Origin of the sequence: Phyllobacterium sp. TAF24, assembly GCF_052113785.1 — a bacterium.
Taxonomy (GTDB): Bacteria; Pseudomonadota; Alphaproteobacteria; order Rhizobiales; family Rhizobiaceae; genus Phyllobacterium.
Genome location: NZ_JBFRDN010000014.1, coordinates 92,082 through 117,132, shown reverse-complemented (window position 1 = coordinate 117,132; position 25,051 = coordinate 92,082). Strand labels below are relative to the sequence as shown.

The 25,051-nt window shown below is 56.1% G+C and carries 24 protein-coding genes; 9 read left to right on the top strand and 15 right to left on the bottom strand.

Features of this window, described 5'->3' with window-relative positions; all coding sequences use genetic code 11:
- Window positions 1-29 precede the first annotated feature (29 nt).
- The 11 genes from AB4Y96_RS14075 to ltnD all read right to left on the bottom strand — a co-directional run bounded on the left by AB4Y96_RS14075 (window position 30) and on the right by ltnD (window position 12,421).
- A complete protein-coding gene (locus AB4Y96_RS14075) occupies window positions 30-1,364 on the bottom strand; it encodes an MFS transporter (RefSeq protein WP_441918138.1) in 1,335 nt (444 codons plus the stop codon).
- Between the two features lie 220 nt (window positions 1,365-1,584).
- Window positions 1,585-2,424 carry a fumarylacetoacetate hydrolase family protein gene (locus AB4Y96_RS14070; protein ID WP_441918137.1) on the bottom strand — a complete coding sequence of 280 codons (840 nt, stop codon included), beginning with the start codon at window positions 2,422-2,424 and terminating at the stop codon, window positions 1,585-1,587.
- Between the two features lie 27 nt (window positions 2,425-2,451).
- The gene (locus tag AB4Y96_RS14065; protein ID WP_441918136.1) at window positions 2,452-3,204 is read right to left on the bottom strand and encodes an SDR family NAD(P)-dependent oxidoreductase; all 753 of its coding nucleotides are present in this window, start codon (window positions 3,202-3,204) and stop codon (window positions 2,452-2,454) included.
- Between the two features lie 22 nt (window positions 3,205-3,226).
- A complete protein-coding gene (locus tag AB4Y96_RS14060; protein ID WP_441918135.1) occupies window positions 3,227-5,029 on the bottom strand; it encodes an IlvD/Edd family dehydratase in 1,803 nt (600 codons plus the stop codon).
- Between the two features lie 30 nt (window positions 5,030-5,059).
- Entirely contained in the window at window positions 5,060-5,959 is a 900-nt protein-coding gene (locus AB4Y96_RS14055; protein WP_441918134.1) for a carbohydrate ABC transporter permease, read from the bottom strand.
- 16 nt (window positions 5,960-5,975) lie between these two features.
- Complete coding sequence (locus AB4Y96_RS14050) at window positions 5,976-6,902, bottom strand: carbohydrate ABC transporter permease (RefSeq protein WP_441918133.1); 927 nt, start codon at window positions 6,900-6,902, stop codon at window positions 5,976-5,978.
- Between the two features lie 227 nt (window positions 6,903-7,129).
- Complete coding sequence (locus tag AB4Y96_RS14045) at window positions 7,130-8,443, bottom strand: ABC transporter substrate-binding protein (RefSeq protein WP_441918132.1); 1,314 nt, start codon at window positions 8,441-8,443, stop codon at window positions 7,130-7,132.
- A 120-nt stretch (window positions 8,444-8,563) separates the two neighbouring features.
- Complete coding sequence (locus tag AB4Y96_RS14040) at window positions 8,564-9,628, bottom strand: ABC transporter ATP-binding protein (protein WP_091879102.1); 1,065 nt, start codon at window positions 9,626-9,628, stop codon at window positions 8,564-8,566.
- Between the two features lie 60 nt (window positions 9,629-9,688).
- Complete coding sequence (locus AB4Y96_RS14035; protein WP_441918131.1) at window positions 9,689-10,465, bottom strand: SDR family oxidoreductase; 777 nt, start codon at window positions 10,463-10,465, stop codon at window positions 9,689-9,691.
- The gene (gene denD, locus AB4Y96_RS14030; RefSeq protein WP_091879099.1) at window positions 10,462-11,445 is read right to left on the bottom strand and encodes a D-erythronate dehydrogenase; all 984 of its coding nucleotides are present in this window, start codon (window positions 11,443-11,445) and stop codon (window positions 10,462-10,464) included. Before denD ends, AB4Y96_RS14035 begins: the two co-directional genes overlap by 4 nt.
- 43 nt (window positions 11,446-11,488) lie before the next feature.
- Window positions 11,489-12,421, bottom strand: a complete 933-nt coding sequence (ltnD, locus tag AB4Y96_RS14025) for an L-threonate dehydrogenase (RefSeq protein WP_441918130.1) — start codon at window positions 12,419-12,421, stop codon at window positions 11,489-11,491.
- Window positions 12,422-12,568: 147 nt separating this feature from the next.
- Here ltnD and AB4Y96_RS14020 point away from each other — a divergent pair, with 147 nt between their 5' ends.
- Together AB4Y96_RS14020 and otnC are read left to right on the top strand one after the other, a co-directional pair.
- Window positions 12,569-13,594 carry a LacI family DNA-binding transcriptional regulator gene (locus AB4Y96_RS14020; protein WP_441918129.1) on the top strand — a complete coding sequence of 342 codons (1,026 nt, stop codon included), beginning with the start codon at window positions 12,569-12,571 and terminating at the stop codon, window positions 13,592-13,594.
- On the top strand, window positions 13,591-14,232 hold the full coding sequence (gene otnC / locus AB4Y96_RS14015) for a 3-oxo-tetronate 4-phosphate decarboxylase (RefSeq protein WP_441918128.1): 642 nt from the start codon (window positions 13,591-13,593) through the stop codon (window positions 14,230-14,232). Before AB4Y96_RS14020 ends, otnC begins: the two co-directional genes overlap by 4 nt.
- On the opposite strand, the gene AB4Y96_RS14010 is transcribed toward otnC, so the two are convergent.
- On the bottom strand, window positions 14,219-15,109 hold the full coding sequence (locus AB4Y96_RS14010) for a DMT family transporter (protein ID WP_441918127.1): 891 nt from the start codon (window positions 15,107-15,109) through the stop codon (window positions 14,219-14,221). The two genes, otnC and AB4Y96_RS14010, sit on opposite strands and share 14 nt — an antisense overlap.
- An 86-nt stretch (window positions 15,110-15,195) precedes the next feature.
- Window positions 15,196-16,008 carry an AraC family transcriptional regulator gene (locus AB4Y96_RS14005; protein WP_441918126.1) on the bottom strand — a complete coding sequence of 271 codons (813 nt, stop codon included), beginning with the start codon at window positions 16,006-16,008 and terminating at the stop codon, window positions 15,196-15,198.
- 130 nt (window positions 16,009-16,138) lie between these two features.
- On the opposite strand from AB4Y96_RS14005, the gene AB4Y96_RS14000 reads away from it, so the two are divergent.
- Window positions 16,139-17,209, top strand: a complete 1,071-nt coding sequence (locus AB4Y96_RS14000; RefSeq protein WP_441918125.1) for an NAD(P)/FAD-dependent oxidoreductase — start codon at window positions 16,139-16,141, stop codon at window positions 17,207-17,209.
- A 75-nt stretch (window positions 17,210-17,284) separates the two neighbouring features.
- Here AB4Y96_RS14000 and AB4Y96_RS13995 read toward each other — a convergent pair whose 3' ends face one another.
- Entirely contained in the window at window positions 17,285-18,022 is a 738-nt protein-coding gene (locus tag AB4Y96_RS13995; RefSeq protein WP_441918124.1) for an SDR family oxidoreductase, read from the bottom strand.
- A 104-nt stretch (window positions 18,023-18,126) separates the two neighbouring features.
- Between AB4Y96_RS13995 and AB4Y96_RS13990 the strand changes: the two genes are divergently transcribed.
- Both AB4Y96_RS13990 and AB4Y96_RS13985 read left to right on the top strand, forming a co-directional pair.
- The gene (locus AB4Y96_RS13990; RefSeq protein ID WP_441918122.1) at window positions 18,127-19,026 is read left to right on the top strand and encodes a LysR family transcriptional regulator; all 900 of its coding nucleotides are present in this window, start codon (window positions 18,127-18,129) and stop codon (window positions 19,024-19,026) included.
- Window positions 19,027-19,117: 91 nt separating this feature from the next.
- A complete protein-coding gene (locus AB4Y96_RS13985; protein ID WP_441918120.1) occupies window positions 19,118-19,630 on the top strand; it encodes a DUF992 domain-containing protein in 513 nt (170 codons plus the stop codon).
- A 49-nt stretch (window positions 19,631-19,679) separates the two neighbouring features.
- Here the strand turns inward: AB4Y96_RS13985 and AB4Y96_RS13980 are convergent, their stop codons facing one another.
- The gene (locus tag AB4Y96_RS13980) at window positions 19,680-20,102 is read right to left on the bottom strand and encodes a DoxX family protein (RefSeq protein WP_441918118.1); all 423 of its coding nucleotides are present in this window, start codon (window positions 20,100-20,102) and stop codon (window positions 19,680-19,682) included.
- Window positions 20,103-20,381: 279 nt separating this feature from the next.
- On the opposite strand from AB4Y96_RS13980, the gene AB4Y96_RS13975 reads away from it, so the two are divergent.
- From AB4Y96_RS13975 to AB4Y96_RS13960, 4 genes are all read left to right on the top strand, one after another.
- Window positions 20,382-21,146, top strand: coding sequence for a DeoR/GlpR family DNA-binding transcription regulator (locus AB4Y96_RS13975; RefSeq protein ID WP_091879083.1), 765 nt, complete (start codon window positions 20,382-20,384; stop codon window positions 21,144-21,146).
- A 128-nt stretch (window positions 21,147-21,274) separates the two neighbouring features.
- Window positions 21,275-22,804: a glycerol-3-phosphate dehydrogenase gene (gene glpD / locus AB4Y96_RS13970; protein WP_441918116.1), complete on the top strand. Its 1,530-nt coding sequence runs from the start codon at window positions 21,275-21,277 to the stop codon at window positions 22,802-22,804.
- 86 nt (window positions 22,805-22,890) lie between these two features.
- Window positions 22,891-23,973, top strand: coding sequence for an ABC transporter ATP-binding protein (locus tag AB4Y96_RS13965; RefSeq protein WP_091879080.1), 1,083 nt, complete (start codon window positions 22,891-22,893; stop codon window positions 23,971-23,973).
- Window positions 23,974-23,981: 8 nt separating this feature from the next.
- The gene (locus tag AB4Y96_RS13960) at window positions 23,982-25,049 is read left to right on the top strand and encodes an ABC transporter ATP-binding protein (RefSeq protein WP_091879079.1); all 1,068 of its coding nucleotides are present in this window, start codon (window positions 23,982-23,984) and stop codon (window positions 25,047-25,049) included.
- Window positions 25,050-25,051: the final 2 nt, after the last annotated feature.

Below are 25,051 nucleotides of genomic sequence, written 5' to 3'. Positions count from 1 at the left end.
ATTGAACCACGCACCATCGATTTAACGCCTCACTTCCGGGGTGGAAGCACCGGCAGAGGCTCTGCACGCCCTACAATGAATGCGTAAGTAAACGCACCAACCAGCGCCATAACTGCTGCCATGGCGAAGGAAGGCGTATAGTTGCCGTGGAAGCGATCAAGCAATGCGCCAAACAGGAACGGGCTGATAATACCGGCAATGTTTGAAGCGAAGTTCTGGATACCTCCGATTGACGCTACATGATGCGAGCTGGGTGCCACATCGGCAGGCAGGGACCAGATGGCAGTGGCCGCAACGGCGAGGCTGCTATAGGAAATCGCCAGGAAGATAAGAGCCATATAAAGCGATGACACCAGTGCCGCTGGAAGGATGGCGGCACCGCCGAACAATCCGCCAACCATGACGATCTTGCGGACAGTTGTCACATCGGCGCCGCCGCGAATGGCCCTGTCAGCCCAGGCACCGGCGCTCCATGCGGCAACAACAGCTGTCAGGCCTGGAATCATGCCGAATGTACCAAGCTCAGCGAGGTTCAGGCCGCGTGCATTTTTGAGATAGTCCGGGAACCAGGTCAGGAAGAAGTAAATAACGAAGTTCAGGCAGAAGAAGCCGATCATCATGCCCCAGACAGTGCGATAGCGGAAAAGGTCAACCCAGCGAATTTTCACCGCCTCCGCATCATCGGTCGCGTCAGTGCGTCCGCCATTATCAGTAATGTACTGGCGCTCAAGATCATTGGCACCGGTGTGTTCGGCGGGGTCGCGATACATCACATACCAGAAAAACGCCCAGACCAGACCAAGTGCGCCAAGGATCGCAAAGGAGTAATGCCAGGTCGCCAAGGCAATAATGCCGGTCACAATAGGCAGCGCAAGCACGGTGCCGACACGCGAACCGGAGTCGATAACCGCAGTGGCAAAGGCGCGCTCGCTTTTGGGGAACCAGCGTGATGCGGCCTTGGTGGCGCTGGGATAGGCGGGAGCCTCACCGGCACCAAGGGCAAAGCGAACGGCAAAGAAACCCCAGAAACTGGTGGCAAGCGGGGTAAGCGCCGTGAAGGCCGACCACCACACAGCGGCAATGGTGAATGACCGGCGTGAACCAACTTTATCGGTGAACCAACCCGCGATCAGCATCATGCCATCATAGGCCCAGAAAAAGGCACCGAGGATCAGACCCTTCTCCGCATTGGTCAGCTGGAGGTTAAGTTCGGCATCAATGTAGGGCAAGGCCACGCTCAGATTGGCGCGGTCGAGATAATTCATCGTAATGCCGAGGAAGCACATGGCGAGAATGATGTAGCGGACCTTGCTGGCGCCCGCAGGGGCTTTTTGAGGCGGATGGGCTTTTGTAGTTGATGGCATTGTTTGGAACTCCCTTTGCCGCTTATAGCTCAGTCAAGTGTGTGGTTGTAGTTTTTGTATGTGGTTCGTGGTTCGACAAGCTCGCCATGAGGGAGAGGGGTGATGAAGGGGAGATTTATTCTGCACTGGCTGCGACGATCATTGCATCCACACTCTCCCTCATGGTGAGCTTGTCGAACCACGAACCACGAACCACAATCACGCACACTTGGTTTTCAGGTCAACCCTGAATAACAGTCTGCTTTTGCTCACCCAGACCTTCGATACCCAGTGTCATGACATCTCCGGCTTTCAGGAAGATATTGGGCTTCTGGCCGAGGCCGACACCGGGTGGTGTACCTGTAGAGATGATATCACCCGGATGCAGGCTCATGAATTGCGACAAATAGGAAACGAGGTATTTGACACCGTAGACCATCGTCTCGGTCGAACCATTCTGGTAGCGGTGACCATTGACCTCGAGCCACATTTTCAGTTTTTGCGGGTCGGCAATTTCATCTTTGGTGACCAGCCACGGACCCGTCGGGCCGAACGTGTCGCTGCTCTTGCCCTTGGTCCATTGGCCCTGACGTTCCGCCTGGAAGGCCCGTTCCGAGACGTCGTTGATAAGGCAATAGCCAGCCACATGATCGAGCGCTTCTTCTTCACTGACATATTTGGCATGCTTGCCGATAACGACCCCAAGTTCGACTTCCCAGTCAGTCTTGAGTGAGCCGCGCGGTATCTCCACATTATCATTCGGGCCGACAATGGCCGAGGTCGCCTTCATGAAAATAATAGGCTCCGGCGGTACGGTCGCCCCGGTTTCCGCCGCATGATCGGAATAGTTGAGACCGATGCAGATGAATTTTCCTGTTCCCGCCACGCAGGCGCCATAGCGTTCTACAGCAACCTCTGGCAGCGAAGCTGGATCAATGCCCGCAAGCGTCTTCAAACCCTCAGGGGAGATCGCTTCACCGGCAATATCCTTGACGTGAGCGGAGAGATCGCGGACCTTGCCATCCTTGTCGACAAGCCCCGGCTTTTCATGACCGGCAGGGCCATAACGCACGAGTTTCATGGGATAACCTTTCTGATTGGGAGGTGGTCAATAGGTGGCGCGGCCACCGGAAATATCGAAAACGGCGCCTGTGGTGAATGAACATTCTTCACTGGCAATCCATGTAATCAGCGATGCCAGCTCTTCGACTTTGCCAAAGCGCTGCATTGGAATCTTCGACAGCATGTAGTCGATGAATTCCGGCTTCAATTGCTGCAGGATGGGAGTGTCTACCGTCGCCGGTGTAATGGCGTTGACGGTGATCCCATCATGCACCAGCTCCTTGCCCAGTGATTTCGTCAGGCCGATAACAGCAGCTTTTGATGCACTGTAAGCGGAGGCGTTGGGGTTGCCTTCCTTGCCTGCGATAGACGCAACATTGACGATGCGCCCATAACCGTTCTTCTGCATGATCGGAACGACAAAGCGGTTACAGTAGAAAAGCCCGTTGAGGTTGATGTCAAAGACCCGCTTCCACTCGGCGATGGGATAATCCGCGACCTTGGCATTGGGTCCGGTAATACCGGCAGAGCAGATCAGAATATCGATCTTGCCGAAATCATCAGCCGTATCCTGTGCTGCCTTTTCCACCTGAGCCGGATCGGAGACGTCAAGAGCGATGCCGCTGGCTGTAGCGCCGAGCTTTGCCCTTGCTTCCTCGATCCGCGCTGCATCCATGTCCCAGAGACTGACCGTGCCACCTTCCGACACGATCCGCTCTGCTGTCCGGTAGCCTATGCCGGAAGCGCCGCCGGTGATAACAGCGTGTCGCCCTTCATAGCGCCTGATAGTATTCGCCATGGTTCCTCCCGAATATCTGGCGTCAGTGGTTGTCGCGCGGCAATCCCTTGGTCTGGGCAATGCGCTGGTATTTGACGGCAGGTTTCAGCACCATGCCCTGCGCCAGTTGGTCGACCATGCTGCGCTGGATTTCCTGCCATGGTGTCTGGCTGGCCGGATATTTGAAGCCACCTGCTGCCAGAAGATCATCCCTGCGTTTCTGCAACTCCTCATCGTCGATGAGAATATTGGCTGTGCCCTTCCTCAAATCGATGCGCAGGTGGTCGCCGGAACGCACCAGCGCCATACCGCCATTGACAGCAGCTTCCGGTGATGCGTTCAGAATGGACGGCGAGCCTGATGTACCGGACTGGCGGCCATCGCCAAGACACGGCAAGGCATGGATGCCCTTCTTGAGCAGATAACCCGGAGGCTGCATGTTGACGACCTCGGCCGCACCGGGATAGCCAATTGGACCGGTGCCGCGCATGATCAGGATGCTGTGTTCGTCAAGACCAAGCTTCGGATCATCGATTCGTGCATGATAATCTTCCGGACCTTCGAAGACTTCGGCAATGCCTTCAAACGCTTCCGGATCATCAGGATCGGAAAGATAGCGCTCACGGAATTCTTCCGAGATCACGCTGGTTTTCATAATGGCGCTATCGAAGAGGTTGCCCCGGAGATTAATGAAACCGGCCTTCTTCTTCAAAGGTGTTTCGAAGGGGCGGATGACATCGGTGTTGAGGTTTTCAACCCCTTCGCAATTGGTGCCGATGCTTTTGCCATTAACTGTGAGTGCCGCTGGATGCGGCAGTCGTTTCGCTTTCAGCAGCTCCGCCACCACGGCAGGAACGCCGCCCGCGCGGTGGTAATCTTCTCCCAGATATTCGCCGGCCGGTTGCAGGTTGACCAAAAGCGGCACGTCATGGCCGATGGCCTGCCAGTCATCATTGTCAAGCGCGATATCGAGGTGGCGGGCGATGGCATTGAGATGGATGGGCGCATTGGTGGAGCCACCAATGGCCGAATTGATGACAATGGCGTTTTCGAAGGCTTCGCGCGTCATGATATCGGATGGTTTCAGGTCTTCGCGCACCATCTCGACGATGCGTTTGCCGGTATCATAGGAAATCTGGCCACGCTCGCGGTAAGGCGCAGGAATAGCCGCACCACCGGGTAGTTCCATACCGAGTGCCTCGGCCAGCGAATTCATCGTGGTTGCTGTGCCCATGGTGTTGCAATAGCCGACCGATGGAGCCGAGGATGCAACGATATCCATGAACTCGTCATAGTTGATTTCGCCTGATGTCAGCTTTTCGCGCGACTTCCAGACGATGGTACCGGAGCCGGTGCGCTCGCCGCGATGCCAGCCGTTCAGCATTGGACCGACGGACAGCGCGATGGCCGGAATATTGACCGTGGCAGCGCCCATCAGCATGGCAGGAGTTGTCTTGTCACAGCCGATCGTCAGTACAACGCCATCCAGTGGATAACCGAAGAGGACTTCCACCAGTCCGAGATAGGCAAGGTTGCGATCAAGCGCCGCGCCGGGGCGTTTGCCGGTTTCCTGAATGGGGTGCACCGGAAACTCAAAGGGAATGCCGCCAGCAGCGATAATCCCGTCGCGCACCCGCTTCGCCAGCTCGATGTGGTGACGGTTGCACGGAGAAAGATCAGAGCCGGTCTGGGCGATCCCGATGATCGGTTTGCCCGATTGCAATTCTTCGCGGGTCAAGCCGTAATTGAGATAGCGCTCAAGATAGAGCGCTGTCATCCCCGGATTGTCAGGATTGTCGAACCATTCCTGCGAGCGAAGCTTTTTCGGGGTTTTGGTGGTCGTCATAGTATACTCCTGGAAGGGCTTTAGCCCCAGCTACTCTTTGACCGCTCCGGTCATTGAGGACACGTAATAATCGACAAAGAATGAGTAGAGAATCACGACGGGCAGCGAGCCAAACAGCGCACCTGCCATCAGCGAACCCCACTCGAAAACGTCTCCTCGTACCAGTTCCGTCAGGACACCGACCGGGACAGTCTTGTTCTCCGAGGACTGGATAAAGGTCAGCGCATAGATGAACTCATTCCACGATAAAGTGAAGGCGAAAATACCCGCAGAGATCAGCCCAGGCACTGCCAGCGGCAATATGACCCTGACGAGGATTTGCCAGCGCGATGCACCATCGACGAGCGCGCTTTCTTCCAGTTCGAACGGGATTGAACGGAAGTACCCCATCAGCAGCCATGTGCAGAACGGAATGAGGAATGTCGGGTAGGTAAAGATCAGCGCCAACTTGCTGTCATAGATACCGAATTTGAACACGATCACAGCGAGCGGAATGAATAGGATCGAAGGCGGCACGAGATAGGCAAGGAAGATCAGAAGTCCAACGGAACGCGAACCCTTGAAACGGATGCGCTCGATGGCATAGGCGGCAAAGACCGAGGCTGCGAGCGACAGTGCAGTGGCACAGACGGACACCACCAGCGTGTTCCACAGCCAGCCGGGATAGGAGGTCTCGAACAATAGATATTTGATATGGTCGAGCGTTGGACCCACCACCCAGAATGGGCTGTAATTGTTATAGTCGGTCAGCTGTGAATTCGGCTTCACTGCCGTAATTGCCATCCAATAGAATGGGAAGAGCAGGACAATGATGAAGACGGCCAGCGGCAAATAAAGCACGACAATGCGCCGCGGCAACCGGTTGAGATAACTCATCCCCTGCGCATCATCGGTCAGGGTCTGTGTGTTGGTCTGTTCGGAAATGCTCATGATCATTCTCCCCCTGTCAATCCTGTCCGCCCTGTTGCCATTTCCGGCGTTGAAGGCCGAAGAACGAGAACAGGATCGAGGCAAGGAGGAACGGGATCATGGCAACGGCAATTGCCGCGCCTTCGCCGAGCTGCCCGCCGGGAATACCACGCTGGAATGAAAGCGTAGCCATGAGATGGGTCGCATTAACAGGCCCACCCTTGGTCAGCACATAGATCAGCTGGAAATCGGTGAAGGTAAAGAGCACCGAGAAAGTCATCACCACGGCGATAATCGGGGTGAGCATCGGCAAGGTGATGAAGCGGAAACGCTGCCAGCCGGTTGCACCATCAAGCGAGGCGGCCTCATGCAATGATTGCGGTATGGTCTGAAGGCCCGCAAGCAGCGAGATGGCGACGAAGGGGATGCCGCGCCAGACATTGGCGGCAATCACCGAGGCACGTGCATTGTTGGGATCACCGAGGAAATTGATGGGCGTGTCGATCAGGCCGAGTTTGATCAGCGACCAGGAAAGGATCGAAAACTGCGCATCGTAGATCCACCAGAAGGCGAGCGCCGATAGCACGGTCGGAACAACCCAGGGCAGAAGAATAATGGCACGAAAGAATGATTTGAATGGCAGGTTCTCATTGAGGATCAGCGCCAGCCATAAGCCCAGCCCAAATTTCAAGACCGAGGCGATGAAGGTGTAGAGAACAGTGTTATAGACTGCCATCCAGAAAACGGAATCGCTGGCCAATGCCTGATAGTTTTCAAGGCCGATGAAGACGCCGTCCCGCCCGATCTTGGCATCGGTGAAACCAAGCCAGACACCAAGCCCGAGTGGGTAGGTCAAAAAGCACAACAGGAAGACGGCAGCCGGCAGGAGGAACATGAAACCAAGAAAGGTATTGTTCCGGGTAAGGGCGACAAGCGCCGAAGGTGGTTTGGTTGTCGCCGTCATGAAGAGCACCTCCCTCTGTCCTGTCGGACATCTCCCCCACAAGGGGGGAGATCAGCCTTCAGTATCGCCTTTGCGAAACTTGAAAGGTTTGCGGTTGTGCAAAGGCGTTTATGCCAATGTGATCTCCCCCCTTGTGGGGGAGATGCCCGACAGGGCAGAGGGGGGTGAGAAACTCCCCCCTTCACGTTAAATCCTGTGATCATCATCCTGCCGGTCTCCACCTCTAGCTAAACGTTGTAGTAACGGTTGGCACGTTTCTCGGCTTGTGCGATGGCGTCCTCAGGCGTCATCTGAGCCGTCACGGCGGTGGCATACATGTCAACAAGTACATAGTCGGCCATCACACCTGCTGAGGCTGTTCCGAGCGGTCCGGCATAGCCGTTTGGCCGCAGGCTTCCCGAAGCCTTGGCGTAGGCTTCATGGATGGGGTTGGATTTCCAGACGGGATTGGCAGCAAATTCCTTCAACGGCTGGCAGCAATAGGCGCTGGCACCCTCGATCCACGCATTCATATTGTCAGCCTGATACATGAACTGCAGATAGGCCTTGGCCGCTTCCGGGAACTTCGTGTGTTTGAAGATGGAGAGCGTCGACGCCTGATGCAGCTCGACCGATTGGCCGATAGGTCCGATGGGCAGGTTAACCGAGCGCATATCCTCGGCAATCGCCGCCATTGATGGATCTTTCTTCGCCGCATAATAGACAGACACGCCATTAGCGGTCAGCGAGACCTGACCGGCGAGGAAAGCGCGGTTGTTGTTGACGTCCTGCCAGCTTTCCGTGCCGGGAATGAACGTCTTGTAGAGTTCCTGTGCATATTTGACCGAAGCGAGCGTTTCAGGGCTGTTGATGACAACCTTGCCACTCTCGTCGACCATCTTGCCGCCATGGCTCCAGAGCAGCCAATGCGCATAATTGTTGCCATCACCCACAGCCTTGCCGTGCGGGAAACCTGCCGGTGTACCCTTGGCATGCAAAGCCTTGCATAGCTCAAGGAAGCCTGCCGTATCCTTGGGGAATTCGCTGAAGCCAGCTGCCTTCATGTGGCTATCGCGATAGACGATGGCATTGCCGATAGCGCAAAGCGGCAGGGCAATGAATTTGCCGTCGCGCTTGGCATAGCCCTCAAGGCCGGGATACCAGCCGCCATGCGCGCCGCCGAGATAGGTGCCAAGTTCGGTCACATCGACAAGCTTATCTGGATATTGATGCGGGTCGTCGAACCAGCTCATCACCATATCAGGGCCGGAGCCGACATTGGCAGCAACAGCCGCTTTCGGCCGTACGTCCTCCCAGCTTTCCTTATCGATGCGCACCTCAACGCCGGTGGCGTCGGAAAATTTCTTGGTATTGGCAAGCCAGGCAGCTTCTTCGGCAGGTACAAACGGTACCCAGCGGAGCAGACGCAGTTTAGCACCGGCTTCGGGTTTGTAAGTGGGAGCAGCCTGCGCAAAGGCAGGGGTAAGACCGAACCGGTTCAATCCGGCTGCGGCCACTAGTCCGGCAGAAGCGCCGAGAAGATGTCGTCTGTTGATGGTCATGGATGCTCCTCCTTTGGGTTTCACAGGCATGTCCGGAACGTCTCCCGCTTCCGGCTCATGCTTTTCGGGGGCTTTATGACTGGCACTGCTCCCCGATTGGCAGGTGCCGTTTGGTAAACTTCAGACCAGCCGCTTGCCGGTCTCTGCGTCGAAAAGATATGTGGCCTCCGCATGGATCGACAGGCCGACGGTTTCACCGGGCTTGGCATTGATGCGCTGGTGGAACACACCGGTAACCAGATCGCCGCCAACCCGCATGATCATTTGCGTTTCAGAACCCGTCGGCTCAATGACCACAACTTCGGCCGGAATGCCGCCAGCAGCAATTGTCATGTGCTCGGGCCGCAGGCCATAGATCAGCGCACGCCCTTTCGCGCTCTCCGGCGCCTTTGCAACGGGTAGCTCGATGCCATTATTGGTTTTGAACTTCAAATTACTGTCCTGATCGAGCGTACCCTTGATCATGTTCATGGCGGGCGAGCCGATGAAGCTGGCGACAAACAGATTGGCCGGCTGGTCATAGAGTTCCAGCGGTGCGCCGATCTGTTCGACAATCCCGTCATGCATGACGACGATCTTGTCAGCCATGGTCATGGCTTCGATCTGATCGTGAGTCACATACACAGTGGTGGTTTTTAGCCGCTGGTGCAGTTCCTTGATCTCAGCCCGCATGGCGACACGCAATTTCGCATCGAGGTTGGAGAGCGGTTCGTCAAACAGGAACACTTGCGGATCGCGCACAATGGCGCGGCCCATGGCAACGCGCTGGCGCTGACCGCCGGATAACTGCCGGGGGAAGCGGTCGAGCAGATGAGTAAGTCCCAGTATCTCCGCCGCCGGTTTTACACGCTTGTCGATCTCGGCTTTGGAAGCACCCTTTAGTGTCAACGAGAAGGCCATATTGTCGGCAACGGTCATGTGCGGATAGAGCGCATAATTCTGGAACACCATGGCAATGTCACGCTCTTTCGGTGCAAGACCATTGACCACCTGGCCGCCGATACGGATTTCACCGGCGGAAATGTTCTCAAGCCCCGCCAGCATGCGCAGAAGCGTGGACTTGCCGCAGCCCGATGGCCCAACCAGAATGACGAACTCGCCATCGGCGATCTCGATATCAACGCCCTTGATAACCGGATGCGTCCCGAATGATTTTCTTACATTGGCGAATTCGACTGATGCCATGCCAGTTCCTCCCTATTGTTTTATCGAACGGTGCTTCTCCCAAAACGCCGCCTTGAATTGCTATCCACGCCCGACCAGCGGCATTTTTGTTGCCATGACCGTTAGCGACAGCACGTTGGCTTCCAGCGGCAGACCTGCCATGTAGACAACAGCATCGCCGATATAATGCGCAGGTATCGTCGGTTCGCTCGCGGTTTCGCCATTGGCCTGCATAACACCGCCGGCCATTCGCGATGTCATTTCGGTGGTGGCATTGCCGATGTCGATCTGGCCGCAGGCAATGTCGAAGGGTCGCCCATCCAGTGCTGTGGATTTGGTCAGGCCGGTTATGGCGTGCTTCGTTGCTGTGTAGGGTGCTGAATTCGGGCGTGGTGTCGTCGCGGAAATCGAACCATTATTGATGATGCGCCCGCCGCGCGGTGTCTGCGCCTTCATCAGTTTCAATGCCTGTTGTGTACACAGGAACGCGCCTGTCAGATTGGCGCCCAGAATGGCGTTCCACTGTTCGAACGTCACCTCTTCCATGGCAACATTCGGCACATTGATACCAGCATTGTTAATCAGCAGATCTAGCCGTCCAAAATCGGTCTTGATAGCGTCGAACAGCGCAGCCACGGAATTGGGGTCGCTGACATCGGCGGCGATGGTTTTAACCGCGCCCTTGGTTTCGCTTGTCAGCGTCTTTGCCGCCTCATCAAGCACCTCTTTGCGCCGACCGGTAATGACAACGGTCCAGCCAACAGCGAGCAGCGCTGTTGAAATCGCCTTGCCAACGCCCGTACCGCCTCCGGTGACGAGCGCGATCTTGCCTTTGCCCGATTCCTGATAATTGGTCATATGTTTCCGCCCAGTTCGTCTTCAATATGCGCCTTGATGATGTCGTCAAAAACTGTCTCTGCCTTGAAGCCGAGTGCTGCCGCGCGCCGTGTGTCGAAATCTGTCGCCCACCCCGCAACAATCTTCTGGATCGTGGGATCAGGTTCGTGCCGGATCAGTTTGACAGCCTTTTCGCCTGCCACACGCTTTAGGGCAGCAATCTCTTCACCGACGAGAGCCGAAAGGCCGGGCATGGAAAGGTTGCGGCGCGGCCCGACCTTTTCCAGATCGAGCGTCGCCGCATGCACAAAGAAACCGACAGCCGAGCGCGGGCTGGCGAACCAGTGCCGCACGTTCTCGTCTACGGGCAGAATTGCCTCTTGTCCCGCCAGTGGCTCGCGCAGAATGTTGGAGAAGAAACCGGAGGCGGCCTTGTTGGGCTTGCCGGGGCGAATACAGATGGTAGGCAGGCGGATGCCGATACCATCGAAAAAGCCGCGGCGGCTGTAATCCGACAGGAGCAGTTCGGAAATCGCCTTCTGCGTGCCATAGCTAGTGAGCGGCGTGGTGAAGAATTCATCGCCGATCTTATCGGGAAACGGCGTGCCAAACACGGCGATCGACGAGGCAAAAATCACACGCGGACGATAGGTTGCCTTGGCGCTCTCCAGCCGGATTGCCTCGAATAGTGAGCGCGTGCCATCCAGATTGACCTTGTAGCCCTTTTCGAAATCCGCTTCCGCTTCGCCGGAAACAATAGCGGCAAGGTGGAAGATCAGATCAGGACGGCTGGCGATCAGCTGTTCCGCGACACCCGGATCAGAAAGGTCAGCGGCTCTGGATGTGGAAATACCTGCCAGTACGGCGGGTGCTGCCGGTTCGATCACATCGACGAGTGTCAGCTTGTCAATACCACCGCCAAGGATGCCATCTTCAGCCGCAATTCTATCAAGCAGTTTGCGGCCCACCATGCCAGCAGCGCCAATGACCAGTACATGCATATGCAATCAACCTCTTTGTCGTGCGGGCTTCAGCCCTCATTGTTCAAACAGCAGTGACTTCAGTCTGTTCGGGTGCTGGAGCCGGAAGCTCCAGTCCGGTAATGTTGGCATAAAGCCGTGCCACAGATGCATCATCATCCCGCCCCATACCCGACGCCGAAGTCATCAGGAATAATTGGAGAGCCGCGCTTGCCACCGGCAGGGGAAACTTTTGCTGGCGGCCGATATCCGAGACAATACCCAAATCCTTGGTGAAAATATCGACAGCGCTTTTTGGTGAATAATCACCGGCGAGCACATGCGGAATGCGGTTCTCGAACATCCAGGAATTTCCTGCGGATTTCGAGATCACCTCGAACACCTTGCTGATGTCGAGATCGAGCCGCTTGGCAAAGGTAATCGCCTCGCAGGCAGCCGCAATATGCACACCGGCAAGCAACTGGTTGACGATCTTGAAGGAAGAGCCAATCCCGGCCTCATTGCCAAGTTCGTAGACAGTCTCGGCCATGGCGTCGAGGGCAGGGCGGGCGGCCTGGAACGCATCAGCAGAACCTGAGGCCATGACAGTCAGACGACCATCACCGGCCTTTGCCGCACCGCCGCTGATGGGCGCGTCGAGATAAAGCACCTGATGTTCGGCTGCGCGGGCAGCAAAATCCTTGGCGTCCGTGGGGGAAAGCGTTGCGGATGATATGATGACGCTGCCCGGTTTCAACGCATGGATTGCGCCGTTTTCTCCGAACAGGACAGTTTTTGTCTGCTCTGCATTGACGACAACCACCGCAACAATATGGGCATCCACTGCTGCAAGTGCGGGTGTTGCGGCGATTTTACCGCCAGCGGCGGCAAGCGTCTGCAAGGAAGCCGGATTGACATCGCAACCGACAACAATATGTCCGGCACGCAGCGCCGAGCGCGCCATGCCAAGGCCCATCGAGCCAAGACCTATCACTGCAATCCTTGCTGCTGAACTCAAGAACTATCCTCCCGATAGGTTCATTCGCCTGCCCCTTTGATGGGCTTATGACAGCGCTAACATAAACTTTTGCACACTCACTAGCGTTCATCAAGTGATTTATGGTAGCGCTATCATTATTCTGCACAATCCCACCGGGATCATGATATGCCACGCAAACGCAACGCGCACCGGAACCCCGACACACCGACATTGGCGGATGTGGCGCGACTTGCAGGTGTCAGCGACATCACCGCCTCGCGGGTGGTGCGCAGCAAGGGGCCTATCGCCGATGCAACCCGAGCCAGGGTTCTCGCTGCCATTGCCGAACTTGGCTATATCCCGAACCGCGCTGCAGGCAGCCTTGCCTCGTCAGCATCCACTCTGATGAGTGTGCTACTGCCTTCGCTGTCCAACATTGTGTTTCCCGATGTGCTGCGCGGCATTCACACGGCTCTGACCGAGACGGCATTTCAGCCGGTCATTGGTGTTACCGATTATGACCCGATGATCGAAGAGCGCATTCTTCTTTCCTTTCTGGCGTGGCAACCGGCGGCGGTGATCCTTGCGGGTCTGCACCACACCGCGACAGCGCGGCGGCATCTGGAGCATGGACGTTTCCGTGTAGCCGAACTTATGGATATCGACGGCGATCCGGTCGATATTGCCGTGGGCATGTCGCATTGGCAGGCAGGCTATGACACCGGAAAGCATCTGGTACAACGTGGTTACAGGCGCTTTGGCTATGTGGGTCACACCATTGCCGGGGATGACCGCGCCCGCGCCCGTTACGACGGCCTGCGAGCAGCGCTGAAAGACGCCGGTCTATTGTTAATTGCCGAAGAGCGTGTTCTTGGACCAAGCTCGACCATGGCTGGCCGTCATCTGCTGGAAACAATTCTGCGCAAGGCAGCCGGTCTTGATGTGGTTGTGTTTCCAAATGACGACATGGCGATGGGCGGCATCTTCCATTGCATCCATGCGGGTATCACGCCGAAGGAGCAACTGGGCATTTTCGGCTTCAACGGCCTGGATATCGGGCAAGCCATGCCGATGCCGTTGTCGACGATCCTTTCCAAGCGCTTTCTGATCGGCAAAACTGCAGCGGAGAAACTTCTGGAAAGCCGCGAACGTCCGGCGGAAAAGACCATTATCAATACCGGCTATGACATCATAGAAGGAGCGACCGCATGACCGCGATCCTGTCAGAACAGACCAGACTGCGCGATGAGATCGTTTCGGTTGGTGCGTCTCTGTTCAATCGTGGTCTTACATCGGGTTCAACAGGCAATATCAGTGCTCGGCTTTCGAACGGCGAATTGCTGATGACACCCACCAATGTTTCGCTGGGCATACTTGATCCCGCGCGGCTCTCCCGCTTCACCGCCGCAGGCGTGCATGTCGATGGTGATAAGCCAACGAAGGAAGCCTTCCTGCATCGTTGCATGTATTGCGAACAGGCACAGGCCAATGCGGTGGTGCATCTTCACTCCACCCATTCGGTGGCGGTCAGCATCCTTGCTCACCTTAATCCGAACGACGTATTGCCACCCCTGACTGCCTATTACGTCATGCGTGTGGGTGCCCTGCCTCTTGTTCCCTACTATCCACCCGGCGATGAGGCATTGGCCCTTGCCGTAAGCGAACGAGCCAAAAAGCACCATGCGGTTCTTCTCGCCAACCACGGACCGGTTGTAGCGGGAAAGACGCTACAGGATGCGCAATATGCTATTGAGGAACTGGAAGAGACGGCCAAGCTTTTCCTGCTTCTGCATGGCCATCGAATCCGTCCACTCACATCAGATCAGGTCGCCGCGCTCAAACGGATTTGACGGCTTTCAAGGATTGCAGGCCGAGGCCCATAACCGCCAGAAGCACGCAGGCAATACCGATGATCTGGTTTCGGCTGACGGGCTCTGCGAGCAATATAACGGCGAAAAGTACAGCCGAGACAGGTGCCACGGCGGTAAAGAGCGAGGCTTCGGCACCGCTGACCCGCGCGGCGCCTGCATACCAGAGAAGAAAGCCGCCCACCGTCGGGACGATGGCATAATAGATCACCGCCCAAAATGAAGCAGTGCTCATCCCGCCCGCCAACGGCGTCTCGAAGACAGCTGGCACGACGGCCACAGCCAGTCCAAGACCGGTCATCAGGGTCGAGAGGGCCAATGGTGGAATGGGTGTCCTGAGGCGTTTGTTGAGCAGGATAAACAGACCCTCGCAGATAACGGCGGCAAAGATCAGGGCATTACCAACAAGCGAATGCATTCCGTTTTCTCCCGGTCGAAAGGCGATGGAAACCACACCCGCCGTGGCCAGTACAATGGCTATGAGGGTAAAGCGATGTGGCCGTTCACCCAGAATGAGAATGGCAATGGCGGCTGATACAACGGGCAATGTCCCGATAATCACACCGGCATCCGTTGCCGATGTCAGTTTCAGCCCTGATATCAAGAGGGTTGTGTAGCCAACGCTGCCCGCACCTGCCTGCAGTACAAGAAGTATCCAGGCCCTCCGGTCAAGTTTCGGCCAACCCGTTCTGGTTACTCGCATGAGTATCAGGAACACGGGAAAGGCAATCGCAAACCGAAGCGCTGTCGCTGTGAATGGTGGTAATCCCACCGCGATGATCTTGCTGGCAATCACTGTGCTCCCGACCAGCACCATAGCCAGTGTCAGAAAAACATAACCTTGAACCTGCTTTGACATGTGCCGTCCTTCTCCATAGCGGGAAGGCGCACAAAATCCGATTGGGTGTGGTTCGTATTGAACGAAATTGCAGATTGCGAAATAGATCAGATCATCGCCGCGGCATAGGCACCGGGCGATATACCGTATTTGCGCACGAAAGTTCGCGTCATATGGCTCTGGTCGGCAAAGCCGCTGGCAATGGCGGCTTGCGCGAGCGTCGATCCCCCTGCAATCATCCGGCGGGCAAGATCAATCCGGCGCTGCATCAGATAAGCGTGGGGCGTGAGGCCGGTAGCGCGGGTAAAGCCACGCAGCACCTGAAAGCGGCTTAAACCAGCTTCTTTGGCCAGGTCGGCCAAAGTCAACGCGAGATCAGGCTGATCATCGATCATATTCCGGGCACGGCGAATGGCTTTGGGTATTGTCTGCTGCTGGACTGGATTATCCGCTTCGCGAAATACGCCAGCCAATAAATTCAGCAGGAGTTCTTCGCGCAGCAGGGCGGATGCGATGGGATGTTCATTGGTCATGGCAGCAAAAAGCCGTTCGAATGCAATTGCAAGGTAAGTGTTGCCGATGACTGGTCGGGGGAATTCGTCCGGTTTCACGCGAGCCTCGTTCATCTCCTTAGCCGCATTGTTAATCACATGCGGGTCGAAGTAGAGCATCTTCCATGCGCGTCCGGCATCACCTATGGGTGCTCCATCATGCACCTCACCGGGATTGACGGTGATTACATCGCCAGAACTGGCCTCCACCATGCCGCGGCCGCTATGGGATTTCTGCGCACCCTGATGGATGACACCAATGCCATACTGCTCATGCGTGTGGCGCGGAAAACTATGCTTCGTTATAGCCGCAACGGCATCAACGCCTGCAACTTCACACCGCAATATCTTGAACTGTCCTTTCAGCATGGTGTTACATCTACCACCGGATTAGTCTGGTCACAAATTTCTGTGAGTCTTCAGTGGCATCATCCGGAAATGATAGCGTCGTCCAACAAGGCGCAGGCAGATTCCCGGTCTTAGTGAAAGAAGCAAACGCGTGGCAAAACCAAAGAATGTAGTTGTGGTCGGTGCTGGAATTATCGGCGCCTCCATTGCTTGGCATCTGGCGCGGCAGGGTGTCGCCGTAACAGTTGTCGCTGAGAAAAGTGGCGGTGTGGCCACGCCTGCTTCATTCGCGTGGATCAATGCCAGCTGGGGTAATCCTGAATTCTATTTCCGTTTTCGTCGTTATGCGATGGAGGGATGGCAACGTCTGGCAAAAGAATTGCCTGATATTGGGGTCAATTGGTGCGGCAGTATTTGCTGGGATATGTCGCTCGAGGACATGGAAACCTATACGACGCAGTATGGACGTTGGGGGTATGGTATCAGGCGCATCAATCGCGACGATGTTGCAGCACTGGAGCCTTATCTTTCTCAGGTGCCCGACATTGCGCTGCGCATTGCTGAAGAAGGGGTGGTCGAACCTGTCGCGGCTGCTCAACGCATGTTGGCGGGCGCGCAGGCGCGTGGAGCGCGATTGCTTTATGGAGCAAATGCCCAAGGGCTACTACAGGAAGGCAACAGAATTACCGGGGTCGCCACAACATTTGGCGCATTGCAAGCCGATCATGTGGTGCTTGCAGCGGGAGCAGGGGCGGCTGTGCTGGCAAAAACAGCGGGCGTTACGCTCCCCATCGAGACGCCGCCGGGGCTGATCGTGCATTCCAGACCCACGGAAAAACGGCTGAATGGCCTCGTCCTCGCGCCGGAACTGCATATGCGGCAGACGGCGGAAGGCCGGATCATTGCGGGTGCCGATTTCGGTGGACGTGACCCCGGCGAAGACCAGCAGGCAGCGGCGGACCGGCTCTTTACCAAACTGAGAACAATGCTGAAGGGCGTTGATGATCTGGCGCTGGATTTTTTTACGGTCGGCTATCGGCCAACCCCAAAAGACGGGTTTCCAATCATCGGCAAGGCTGAACCCCATGAAGGGCTTTCTGTTGCCGTCATGCATTCTGGCGTTACACTTGCTCCCGCCGTTGGCTTGCTCCTGTCCCGAGAAATCCTGTCAGACAAGCCCGAGGAAAGGCTCGCGCCGTTCCGACTTTCAAGATTTGGCTGACAAGGTGTGATAACGGCTTATAAGTCGCTTTCATTGGTGCCTTACGTATCCAACAGCCAGAGCTTCAATCGTCGCTCATTGCATGATCAGACCGCCATCAACGGCATATTGGCTGCCGGTCACATAGGATGCATCGTCTGACAACAGAAACAGCGCGACCGCAGCGGCTTCTTCGGCTGTTCCGACACGGGCAAGCGCCAGATGTCCGACCACATCCGCCTCAAATTTCCTGCGGAAATCATCAGGCATGAAATTGCGGAAATTGGTTTCGATCGGTCCGGGAACAAGCACATTAACGCGTATCTGTCTTTCGCCAAGGGCAGAAGCCCAGGAGCGCGCCATGGCAATCATCGCCCCCTTGGTGGCCGCGTAAGTGCTGGCAATTGGCGCGGCCTCATAAGTCGCAGTTGACGAGGTCAGAACAACAGAGGCGCCTTTGTTCAAATAACTGGAAAGTTTGGCAAGCTGAAGCACCGGACCGCGCACATTGGCATTCATCATGCGATCGAAGAACGCAGCGTCAATGTCCTCGATTGCTGCCACTGCGGCATAACCTGCATTGAGCCAAAGCCCGTCGAGGCTTCCCAATTCACGCACCTTTTCAGCAAGCGCATCGGCAGCAACAGGGTCACCGGCGTCATTGCGCAAAATCAGCGCCCCCGGCAGCGCCTGCTTTGTTTCGTCGAGATGTTCCTTGCTCATGCCGGTGACAATCACCTGACCGCCTTCCGCTACAATGCGCCTGGCACCGGCAAGTCCCATGCCGCTGGTGCCGCCCGTGATGAGAATTCGCTTTCCCGAAAATCGACCCATGATCCACCTTTTAAAGATTGAAGAGCTAGATTGTACAATCTCACTTCGTAATGAAACGTAGAATGCGGTAATTTCTGAAGGGGTTGTTTAGGAAAGGTGGTATAATGCGTGGAAATGAGCATGCTGAATTGCGGGCGTTCGCAGCCATCGTCGAGCACGGCAGTTTTGCGCGCGCCGCTGCCCATCTTGGTGTATCGGCCTCTGCCCTCAGCCAGACAATCCGCAACATGGAGGAACGTCTCGGCATCCGTTTGCTGCATAGAACAACGCGCAGCGTCCGGCCGAGTGAAGCCGGCGAGAAATTCTTGATACGACTTCTTCCTGCACTGACAGCGCTCGATACAGCCGTTGCGGAACTGGTGGCTGCAAAAGATGTTCCCTCAGGTACATTGCGGATCAACACAATGCGTCTGGCCGCCATCCACTATCTTGCGCCGTTGGTTGGCCCGTTCCTTGAGGCATTTCCCGGCATTGTCATGGATATTGTGGTTGATGAACGTCTGGTGGATATCGTTGCAGAAGGTTTTGATGCGGGCGTCAGGCTCGGCGAGAAACTGGAGATGGACATGATAGCGGTTAGATTGAGCGCTGATCTGGAAATGATGGTTGTAGCAACGCCTGAGTATCTGGAGCGGTTCGGAACGCCGCTGACGCCGCGCGATCTCTTGCAGCACCGGTGTCTGAATTATCGCTGGCCCACGGATGGCAGCCTGTATCGCTGGGAGTTCGAGCGCGGCGATGAGAAATTACAGATTGCCGTCAATGGCCCGTTGATGGTGAACGAGCCCGGAATGACACCTCGCATTGTCGCCGACGGGGTGGGTATTGGCTATCTCTTCGCTCATGATATCAGGGATCTGGTCGCCAGCGGCAAACTGGTCCAACTGTTGCAGGAGTGGACGCCAACATTCCCCGGATTCTATCTTTATTATCCAAGCCGCCGTCAGATGGCTCCTGCTCTGCGGGCCTTTCTGGATTTCGTAGCCGACCGCCCTATGAATTGACTTTCCGGAACCATTCAAGTCGGCACACGTTTCTTTGCAGGCTTCGACGGCAATTTCAAAGAGCCGGGCCGTAACGAAACAAGGACATATCATGAAAAAACTGATTCTGATGGCCGCTGCCATTTCGATGGCTTTTGGCGCAACTGCTTACGCAGCGCCTCATCACAAGACCAAACAGCAGGCTCACACCGCGAGCGGCCCCAAGACGCGTCTCGGTACTCTGTCCTGCGCGGTTGATGGCGGCGTCGGAATGCTCATTGGTTCAAGTAAGGCGGTGCAATGCAAGTTCACGCGGACCAATGGCTCTGTTGATAAATATACCGGGCGTATCGGCAAGCTGGGGGTGGATATCGGCATCACCAAGAAATCCTACCTGCAGTGGATTGTTTACACAGCCGCCGGTAACCGGGCAGGCGACGGTGCCCTTGCGGGCAATTACGTTGGTGTGACGGCTGGTGCCTCCATCGGCGTTGGATTGGGCGCTAATGCACTTGTTGGCGGAACGTCGAAGAATTTTGGCCTGCAACCTTTCAGCGCCGAAGCGACCCAGGGCCTTAACGTTGCTGCCGGTGCAACGCAGTTGTCGCTGCGTTCTACCCGCTAGTAACGGCTTTCTGACCGCCGGTTTCCGGCGGTCAGATCACTGTATTTGTTTAATCATCCGATGCGCGGAACGGAATGAGGGCGCGAACGCGCGGATCGCGCAGATAGAGCCCGCCCCAGACCATGAGGCCGAGATACACGCCGAACAGCAAATGGCTGAACAGCGGATTACCAACCCGAAGCTGGGTGGCAATGGCTCCCCCAAGATAACCAGTCAGCAAAATGGCACCGAGAATTGAGGTGCGCGGAATGGCGTAAAGCACTGTGCAGATCATCAGCAGAATACCCAGCCCGCGTCCCATGGCTGCTGTGTCGGGATAGCCCAGTTCCGCCAAAGATTTGAGCACGATATCGAGCGGTACCAGCTTGATGCCAAAGTCGAAAATCAGAAATGCGATAACAAGGCCACTGAGAATCCAGCCTGCCCATAATGCCTTGTTCGAGATCACTGTTGCCTGTCCGGTCGCTTCCATAATCATGTCCCTTGTAAGTCCGGCACCCCTTGTGCCTGATGATTGTTTCTAGGACGAACCGGAATCGCCGATACCGACATCGTTGTCAGAAAATTTTCTGCCTGTCGTTTGCACGTTCAGAATCAAGCCCCCACAAAGCGCAGAAATTGCCGACGCGGATGACCGGCCAAGACCGTTCATTATCTGGTATTTAAGCCAGCTTCGTTTCATCCCCGATTGACTTATGTTCATTTTCGTTTTCGTATAGCGTGCAGAAAAACGAAAATGAAAGCTACGTCCATGTTCCTGCCGCCCAGACACGCCGAAATTCTGGAAATGGCCAAAGAACATGGCCGCGTGCTGGTGGATGATCTTGCCGTTCATTTCAACGTTACGCCCCAGACCATCCGTAAGGATCTGAATGATCTGTGTGATCAGCGGCTTCTGAGCCGCATCCATGGGGGTGCGCTGTTTCCTTCGGGCATCCAGAATCTTGAATATGAGGCACGACGTCTGATTGCAGCTAGCGAGAAGGAAGCCATTGGCCGCGCCGCCGCTGCCCTTATCCCTGATAATGCCTCGCTGTTCGTTAATATCGGGACGACGACCGAGGCGGTGGGGCAGGCGTTGCTGGATCGCAAAGGCTTGATGGTTATTACGAATAATATCAATGTTGCCAATCGGTTACGTGTTTACCCCGATATTGAGGTGGTCATCGCGGGCGGGGTTGTGCGTGGGTCAGACGGCGGTATTGTCGGTGAGGCTGCAGTGGATTTCATCCGCCAGTTTAAAGTGGATTTCGCTGTCATCGGTACGTCCGCAATCGATCATGACGGGGCGCTGCTCGATTTCGATTTCCGCGAGGTCAAGGTGGCGCAGGCGATTATGGCCAATGCCCGGCATGTGATTCTGGTTTCTGATTCCACCAAATTTGAGCGGACAGCGCCGGTGCGTATGGGGCATCTATCGCAGGTCAACACCTTCATCACAGACCGATGCGAAAGCGAGGCCATCCGCGCTATTTGTGCTGAAGCGGACGTCAGGCTGATCGAAACTTCGGTCTGATCTGCCTCTTGTGTCGTCGGGTGATGCGCGTTATAGTTCCTTTTAGTTTCGTATTGCTTTCGTAATTAATCCATATCTCTTTCGCAATTGCGAGGAAATGGTGCGTTGCGAAATGGGGAGCATGGGCATTGGCAACGGACAAGATCTACGACGTCTTCGTGATCGGCGGCGGCATCAATGGATGCGGTATTGCCCGGGATGCGGTTGGCCGTGGCTATTCCGTTTTCCTTGCAGAGATGAATGATCTGGCCAGTGGCACGTCATCCGGTTCCACCAAGCTTATTCATGGCGGTCTGCGCTATCTTGAATATTACGAGTTCCGTCTGGTGCGTGAATCGCTGATGGAGCGCGAGGTGCTGTGGGCTGCTGCGCCGCACATTATCTGGCCGATGCGCTTTGTTCTGCCGCACCATGCGGGGCTGCGACCGGCCTGGCTGCTTCGCCTCGGTCTGTTTCTTTATGATCACATTGGCGGCCGCAAGAAACTGCCTGCAACCCGCACCCTTGATATGACCCGCGACCCGGCAGCCAAGCCGCTGAAGTCACTCTATACCAAGGCTTTCGAATATTCCGATTGCTGGGTCAATGATGCGCGCTTCGTTGCGCTGAATGCCCGTGATGCCGCCGATCGCGGTGCCGTCGTTCGTACACGGTCGAAGGTGACAAGCGCCCACCGTGACGCTGATAGCTGGACGCTGACAGTTCAGGATATGCTGACAGGCGCCACCGAAGAGGTTCGCTCGCGCCTTGTTGTCAATGCCGCTGGTCCTTGGGTTGATGAAGTTCTGACTGGAGTCGTGGGCATTAATGATGCCCATAATGTGCGCCTTGTTCAGGGCAGCCATATCGTTGTGCGCAAGAAGTTTGACGATCCCCGCGCCTATTTCTTCCAGAATACCGATGGCCGTATCATCTTTGCCATTCCCTATGAGCAGGATTTCACGCTCATCGGCACGACGGATCAGGATTATCACGGCAATCCGGCCGAGGTGAAAATCACTGATGCCGAGATTGATTATCTCTGCGCTGCCGCCAGCGAATATTTCGTAGAGCCGGTGAAGCGCGACGATGTGGTCTGGACCTATTCCGGCGTGCGTCCCCTCTATGATGACGGCGCATCGAAGGCACAGGAAGCCACCCGCGATTACGTTTTGAAAACGGATGCGCCAGATGGCAAGGCGCCGCTTCTCAATATATTCGGCGGCAAGATCACCACATATCGCCGGTTGTCCGAACACATGCTGGAAAAGATCGAAGAACAGCTCGGCAAGAAGGGTAAGCCCTGGACGGCCACCGGAACGCTTCCGGGCGGTGACTTCCCGGCAACTGCATTCGACGCCGAATTGCAAAAGCTGAAGGCGGATTATCCGTTCCTTGATGCGCGCCATGCTCGTCGCCTGTTCCGGCTTTATGGCACCAAGGCACGTATTCTGTTGGGCAAAGCGACGTCAATGGCTGATCTTGGCCAGCTTTTCGGTGCGGATCTGTACGAGGCCGAAGTCCGCTACCAGATCGCGCATGAGTGGGCGGTCAATGCACAGGATGTGCTCTGGCGCCGGACGAAAATGGGGTTGCATCTTTCCGCCGACGAAGCTGCTGCGCTCGACCGTTTCATGGACGGCGCGGTTGATCGGCGGGGCAAGGTGGCGGCTGAATAGGCATTGCACTGCTCCGGCAGGGTAATGAAGTGATTGGGAAGGCGGGACAAAGAGGCTGGAGGCCTTTTGTCCCAGGGAGGACTGAGATGCTGGAATTGCGGAATGTGTCCAAGGTGGTGGGTGGTAAAACCCATCTCGACAATATTTCGCTTGAGCTTCAACACGCCACGCTGAATGTTCTGCTGGGACCGACCCTATCAGGGAAAACCAGTCTCATGCGCATCATGGCGGGTCTTGATGTTCCAACCTCAGGCTCCATCTGGTTCGATGGCAAGGATGTCACCGGCGTTCCCGTGCAAAAGCGCTCGGTCGCCATGGTCTATCAGCAGTTCATCAATTATCCGGCCTTCACCGTCTATGAGAACATTGCCTCACCCATGCGCGTTGCCGGTGTCGACAAGGCAACGATTGACCGGGAAGTGCGCAAGGCCGCCGAACTTCTCAAGCTGACACCCTATCTCGATCGCACGCCGCTTAGTCTTTCCGGTGGGCAGCAGCAGCGCACCGCATTGGCTCGTGCCATCGTTAAAAATGCCAAGCTTGTGCTGCTTGATGAGCCGCTTGCCAATCTCGATTACAAGCTGCGCGAAGAGTTGCGGCAGGAATTGCCGAAGATTTTTGCCGAAGCCGGTACGATCTTTGTCTATGCGACCACGGAACCGCACGAGGCGCTGCTTCTCGGCGGCAACACGGCGACGCTCTCAGAAGGCCGTATCACTCAGTTTGGCCCGACCATCGATGTATTCCGTAAACCGGATGATCTGATCACCGCACAGACTTTTGCCGATCCGCCGCTCAATACCATTGCACTTGCCAAGATCGGCAAGGCATTCCAGCTGGAAGGCGGTGTGGCCATGCCGGTTCCGTCCAATCTCGGCGAGATTGCCGATGGCACCTATACGGTTGGGTTCCAGCCGCACCATGTGGGGACAAGTCGGCGCAATGCCGATGAAATCGCGCTCAAGGCCATCGTCACCGCTACGGAGATCACCGGTTCTGAAAGCTTTGTGCACCTGTCCTTTGCCGATGCACGCTGGACCATGCTGACCCACGGCATCCACATCTACACACCCGATGAAGTCATCGATATCTTCATCGATCCGCGCAACCTGATGATCTTCGACGCGAGTGGGCAATCCGTTACCCGTCGCCAGAAGCTCGCGGCATAGGGAATATCATGGCGCGCATTGATCTCAACCACATTCGCCACGCCTATGGTCCCAATCCGAAGTCGGATAAGGACTATGCCTTGCGTGAGGTGCATCATTCCTGGGAGGATGGCGGTGCCTATGCGCTGCTCGGCCCTTCAGGCTGTGGCAAGACCACACTGCTCAACATCATTTCCGGCCTGATCCATCCATCGCACGGCCAATTGCTGTTCAACGGGCAGGATGTGACCAACCTGTCGACGCAGGAACGCAATATTGCGCAGGTCTTCCAGTTCCCTGTTATTTACGACACCATGACGGTTTACGACAATCTGGCCTTTCCGCTGCGCAATCGCGGCGTGCCGGAGGCCGAGATTGACCGCAAGGTGCGCGAGACGCTGGAGATGATCGATCTCGCCAGCTGGACCAACAAGAAGGCGCGTGGCCTCACGGCTGATCAGAAACAGAAGATTTCGCTTGGGCGCGGTCTTGTGCGCTCCGACGTCAATGCCATTCTGTTTGACGAACCTTTGACAGTTATCGACCCGCATATGAAATGGGTGTTGCGATCGCAATTGAAGCAGTTGCATCAGCGTTTTGGCTACACCATGGTTTACGTTACTCACGATCAGACCGAGGCGCTCACCTTCGCCCAGAAGGTTGTCGTCATGTATGACGGTGAAATCGTGCAGATCGGCACACCGGAAGAGCTGTTTGAGCGGCCAAAACATACATTCGTCGGCTATTTCATCGGCTCGCCCGGCATGAATGTCATGCCGGTTCAACTGGCCGGTGATACCGCGCAGGTGGGTAGCCACAAGATTGCATTGCCATCACCGGCTATGCCTGCGGACGCCAAGAAGATCGAACTCGGTATCCGCCCTGAATATATCAGGCTCGGCCGCGAGGGCATGCCTGTCACCATCGCCAAGGTCGAGGATATTGGTCGCCACAAGATCGTGCGTACCAAGCTGGAAAATCAGGACATCGCGGTCATCGTTGCTGAGGGCGAATCCATTCCTGCCGATCCGCATATTGCATTCGATCCGAAGGGCATCAACATCTACGCCGATTCCTGGCGCGTCGGGGGGAACTGAAC

What these genes read in the sequence shown, in the direction of transcription:
- AB4Y96_RS14070 (WP_441918137.1), bottom strand. Translation starts at nt 2,424, where the DNA reads ATGAAACTCGTGCGTTATGGCCCTGCCGGTCATGAAAAGCCGGGGCTT.
- AB4Y96_RS13990 (WP_441918122.1), top strand. Translation starts at nt 18,127, where the DNA reads ATGCGTGGAAATGAGCATGCTGAATTGCGGGCGTTCGCAGCCATCGTC.
- AB4Y96_RS14055 (WP_441918134.1), bottom strand. Translation starts at nt 5,959, where the DNA reads ATGAGCATTTCCGAACAGACCAACACACAGACCCTGACCGATGATGCG.
- AB4Y96_RS14035 (WP_441918131.1), bottom strand. Translation starts at nt 10,465, where the DNA reads ATGACCAATTATCAGGAATCGGGCAAAGGCAAGATCGCGCTCGTCACC.
- AB4Y96_RS13980 (WP_441918118.1), bottom strand. Translation starts at nt 20,102, where the DNA reads ATGGAAGCGACCGGACAGGCAACAGTGATCTCGAACAAGGCATTATGG.
- AB4Y96_RS13995 (WP_441918124.1), bottom strand. Translation starts at nt 18,022, where the DNA reads ATGGGTCGATTTTCGGGAAAGCGAATTCTCATCACGGGCGGCACCAGC.
- AB4Y96_RS14045 (WP_441918132.1), bottom strand. Translation starts at nt 8,443, where the DNA reads ATGACCATCAACAGACGACATCTTCTCGGCGCTTCTGCCGGACTAGTG.
- AB4Y96_RS14040 (WP_091879102.1), bottom strand. Translation starts at nt 9,628, where the DNA reads ATGGCATCAGTCGAATTCGCCAATGTAAGAAAATCATTCGGGACGCAT.
- AB4Y96_RS14010 (WP_441918127.1), bottom strand. Translation starts at nt 15,109, where the DNA reads ATGTCAAAGCAGGTTCAAGGTTATGTTTTTCTGACACTGGCTATGGTG.
- AB4Y96_RS14050 (WP_441918133.1), bottom strand. Translation starts at nt 6,902, where the DNA reads ATGACGGCGACAACCAAACCACCTTCGGCGCTTGTCGCCCTTACCCGG.
- AB4Y96_RS13960 (WP_091879079.1), top strand. Translation starts at nt 23,982, where the DNA reads ATGGCGCGCATTGATCTCAACCACATTCGCCACGCCTATGGTCCCAAT.
- AB4Y96_RS13985 (WP_441918120.1), top strand. Translation starts at nt 19,118, where the DNA reads ATGAAAAAACTGATTCTGATGGCCGCTGCCATTTCGATGGCTTTTGGC.
- AB4Y96_RS13975 (WP_091879083.1), top strand. Translation starts at nt 20,382, where the DNA reads ATGTTCCTGCCGCCCAGACACGCCGAAATTCTGGAAATGGCCAAAGAA.
- denD (WP_091879099.1), bottom strand. Translation starts at nt 11,445, where the DNA reads ATGCATGTACTGGTCATTGGCGCTGCTGGCATGGTGGGCCGCAAACTG.
- AB4Y96_RS14060 (WP_441918135.1), bottom strand. Translation starts at nt 5,029, where the DNA reads ATGACGACCACCAAAACCCCGAAAAAGCTTCGCTCGCAGGAATGGTTC.
- AB4Y96_RS14065 (WP_441918136.1), bottom strand. Translation starts at nt 3,204, where the DNA reads ATGGCGAATACTATCAGGCGCTATGAAGGGCGACACGCTGTTATCACC.
- AB4Y96_RS13965 (WP_091879080.1), top strand. Translation starts at nt 22,891, where the DNA reads ATGCTGGAATTGCGGAATGTGTCCAAGGTGGTGGGTGGTAAAACCCAT.
- otnC (WP_441918128.1), top strand. Translation starts at nt 13,591, where the DNA reads ATGACCGCGATCCTGTCAGAACAGACCAGACTGCGCGATGAGATCGTT.
- AB4Y96_RS14075 (WP_441918138.1), bottom strand. Translation starts at nt 1,364, where the DNA reads ATGCCATCAACTACAAAAGCCCATCCGCCTCAAAAAGCCCCTGCGGGC.
- AB4Y96_RS14005 (WP_441918126.1), bottom strand. Translation starts at nt 16,008, where the DNA reads ATGCTGAAAGGACAGTTCAAGATATTGCGGTGTGAAGTTGCAGGCGTT.
- AB4Y96_RS14020 (WP_441918129.1), top strand. Translation starts at nt 12,569, where the DNA reads ATGCCACGCAAACGCAACGCGCACCGGAACCCCGACACACCGACATTG.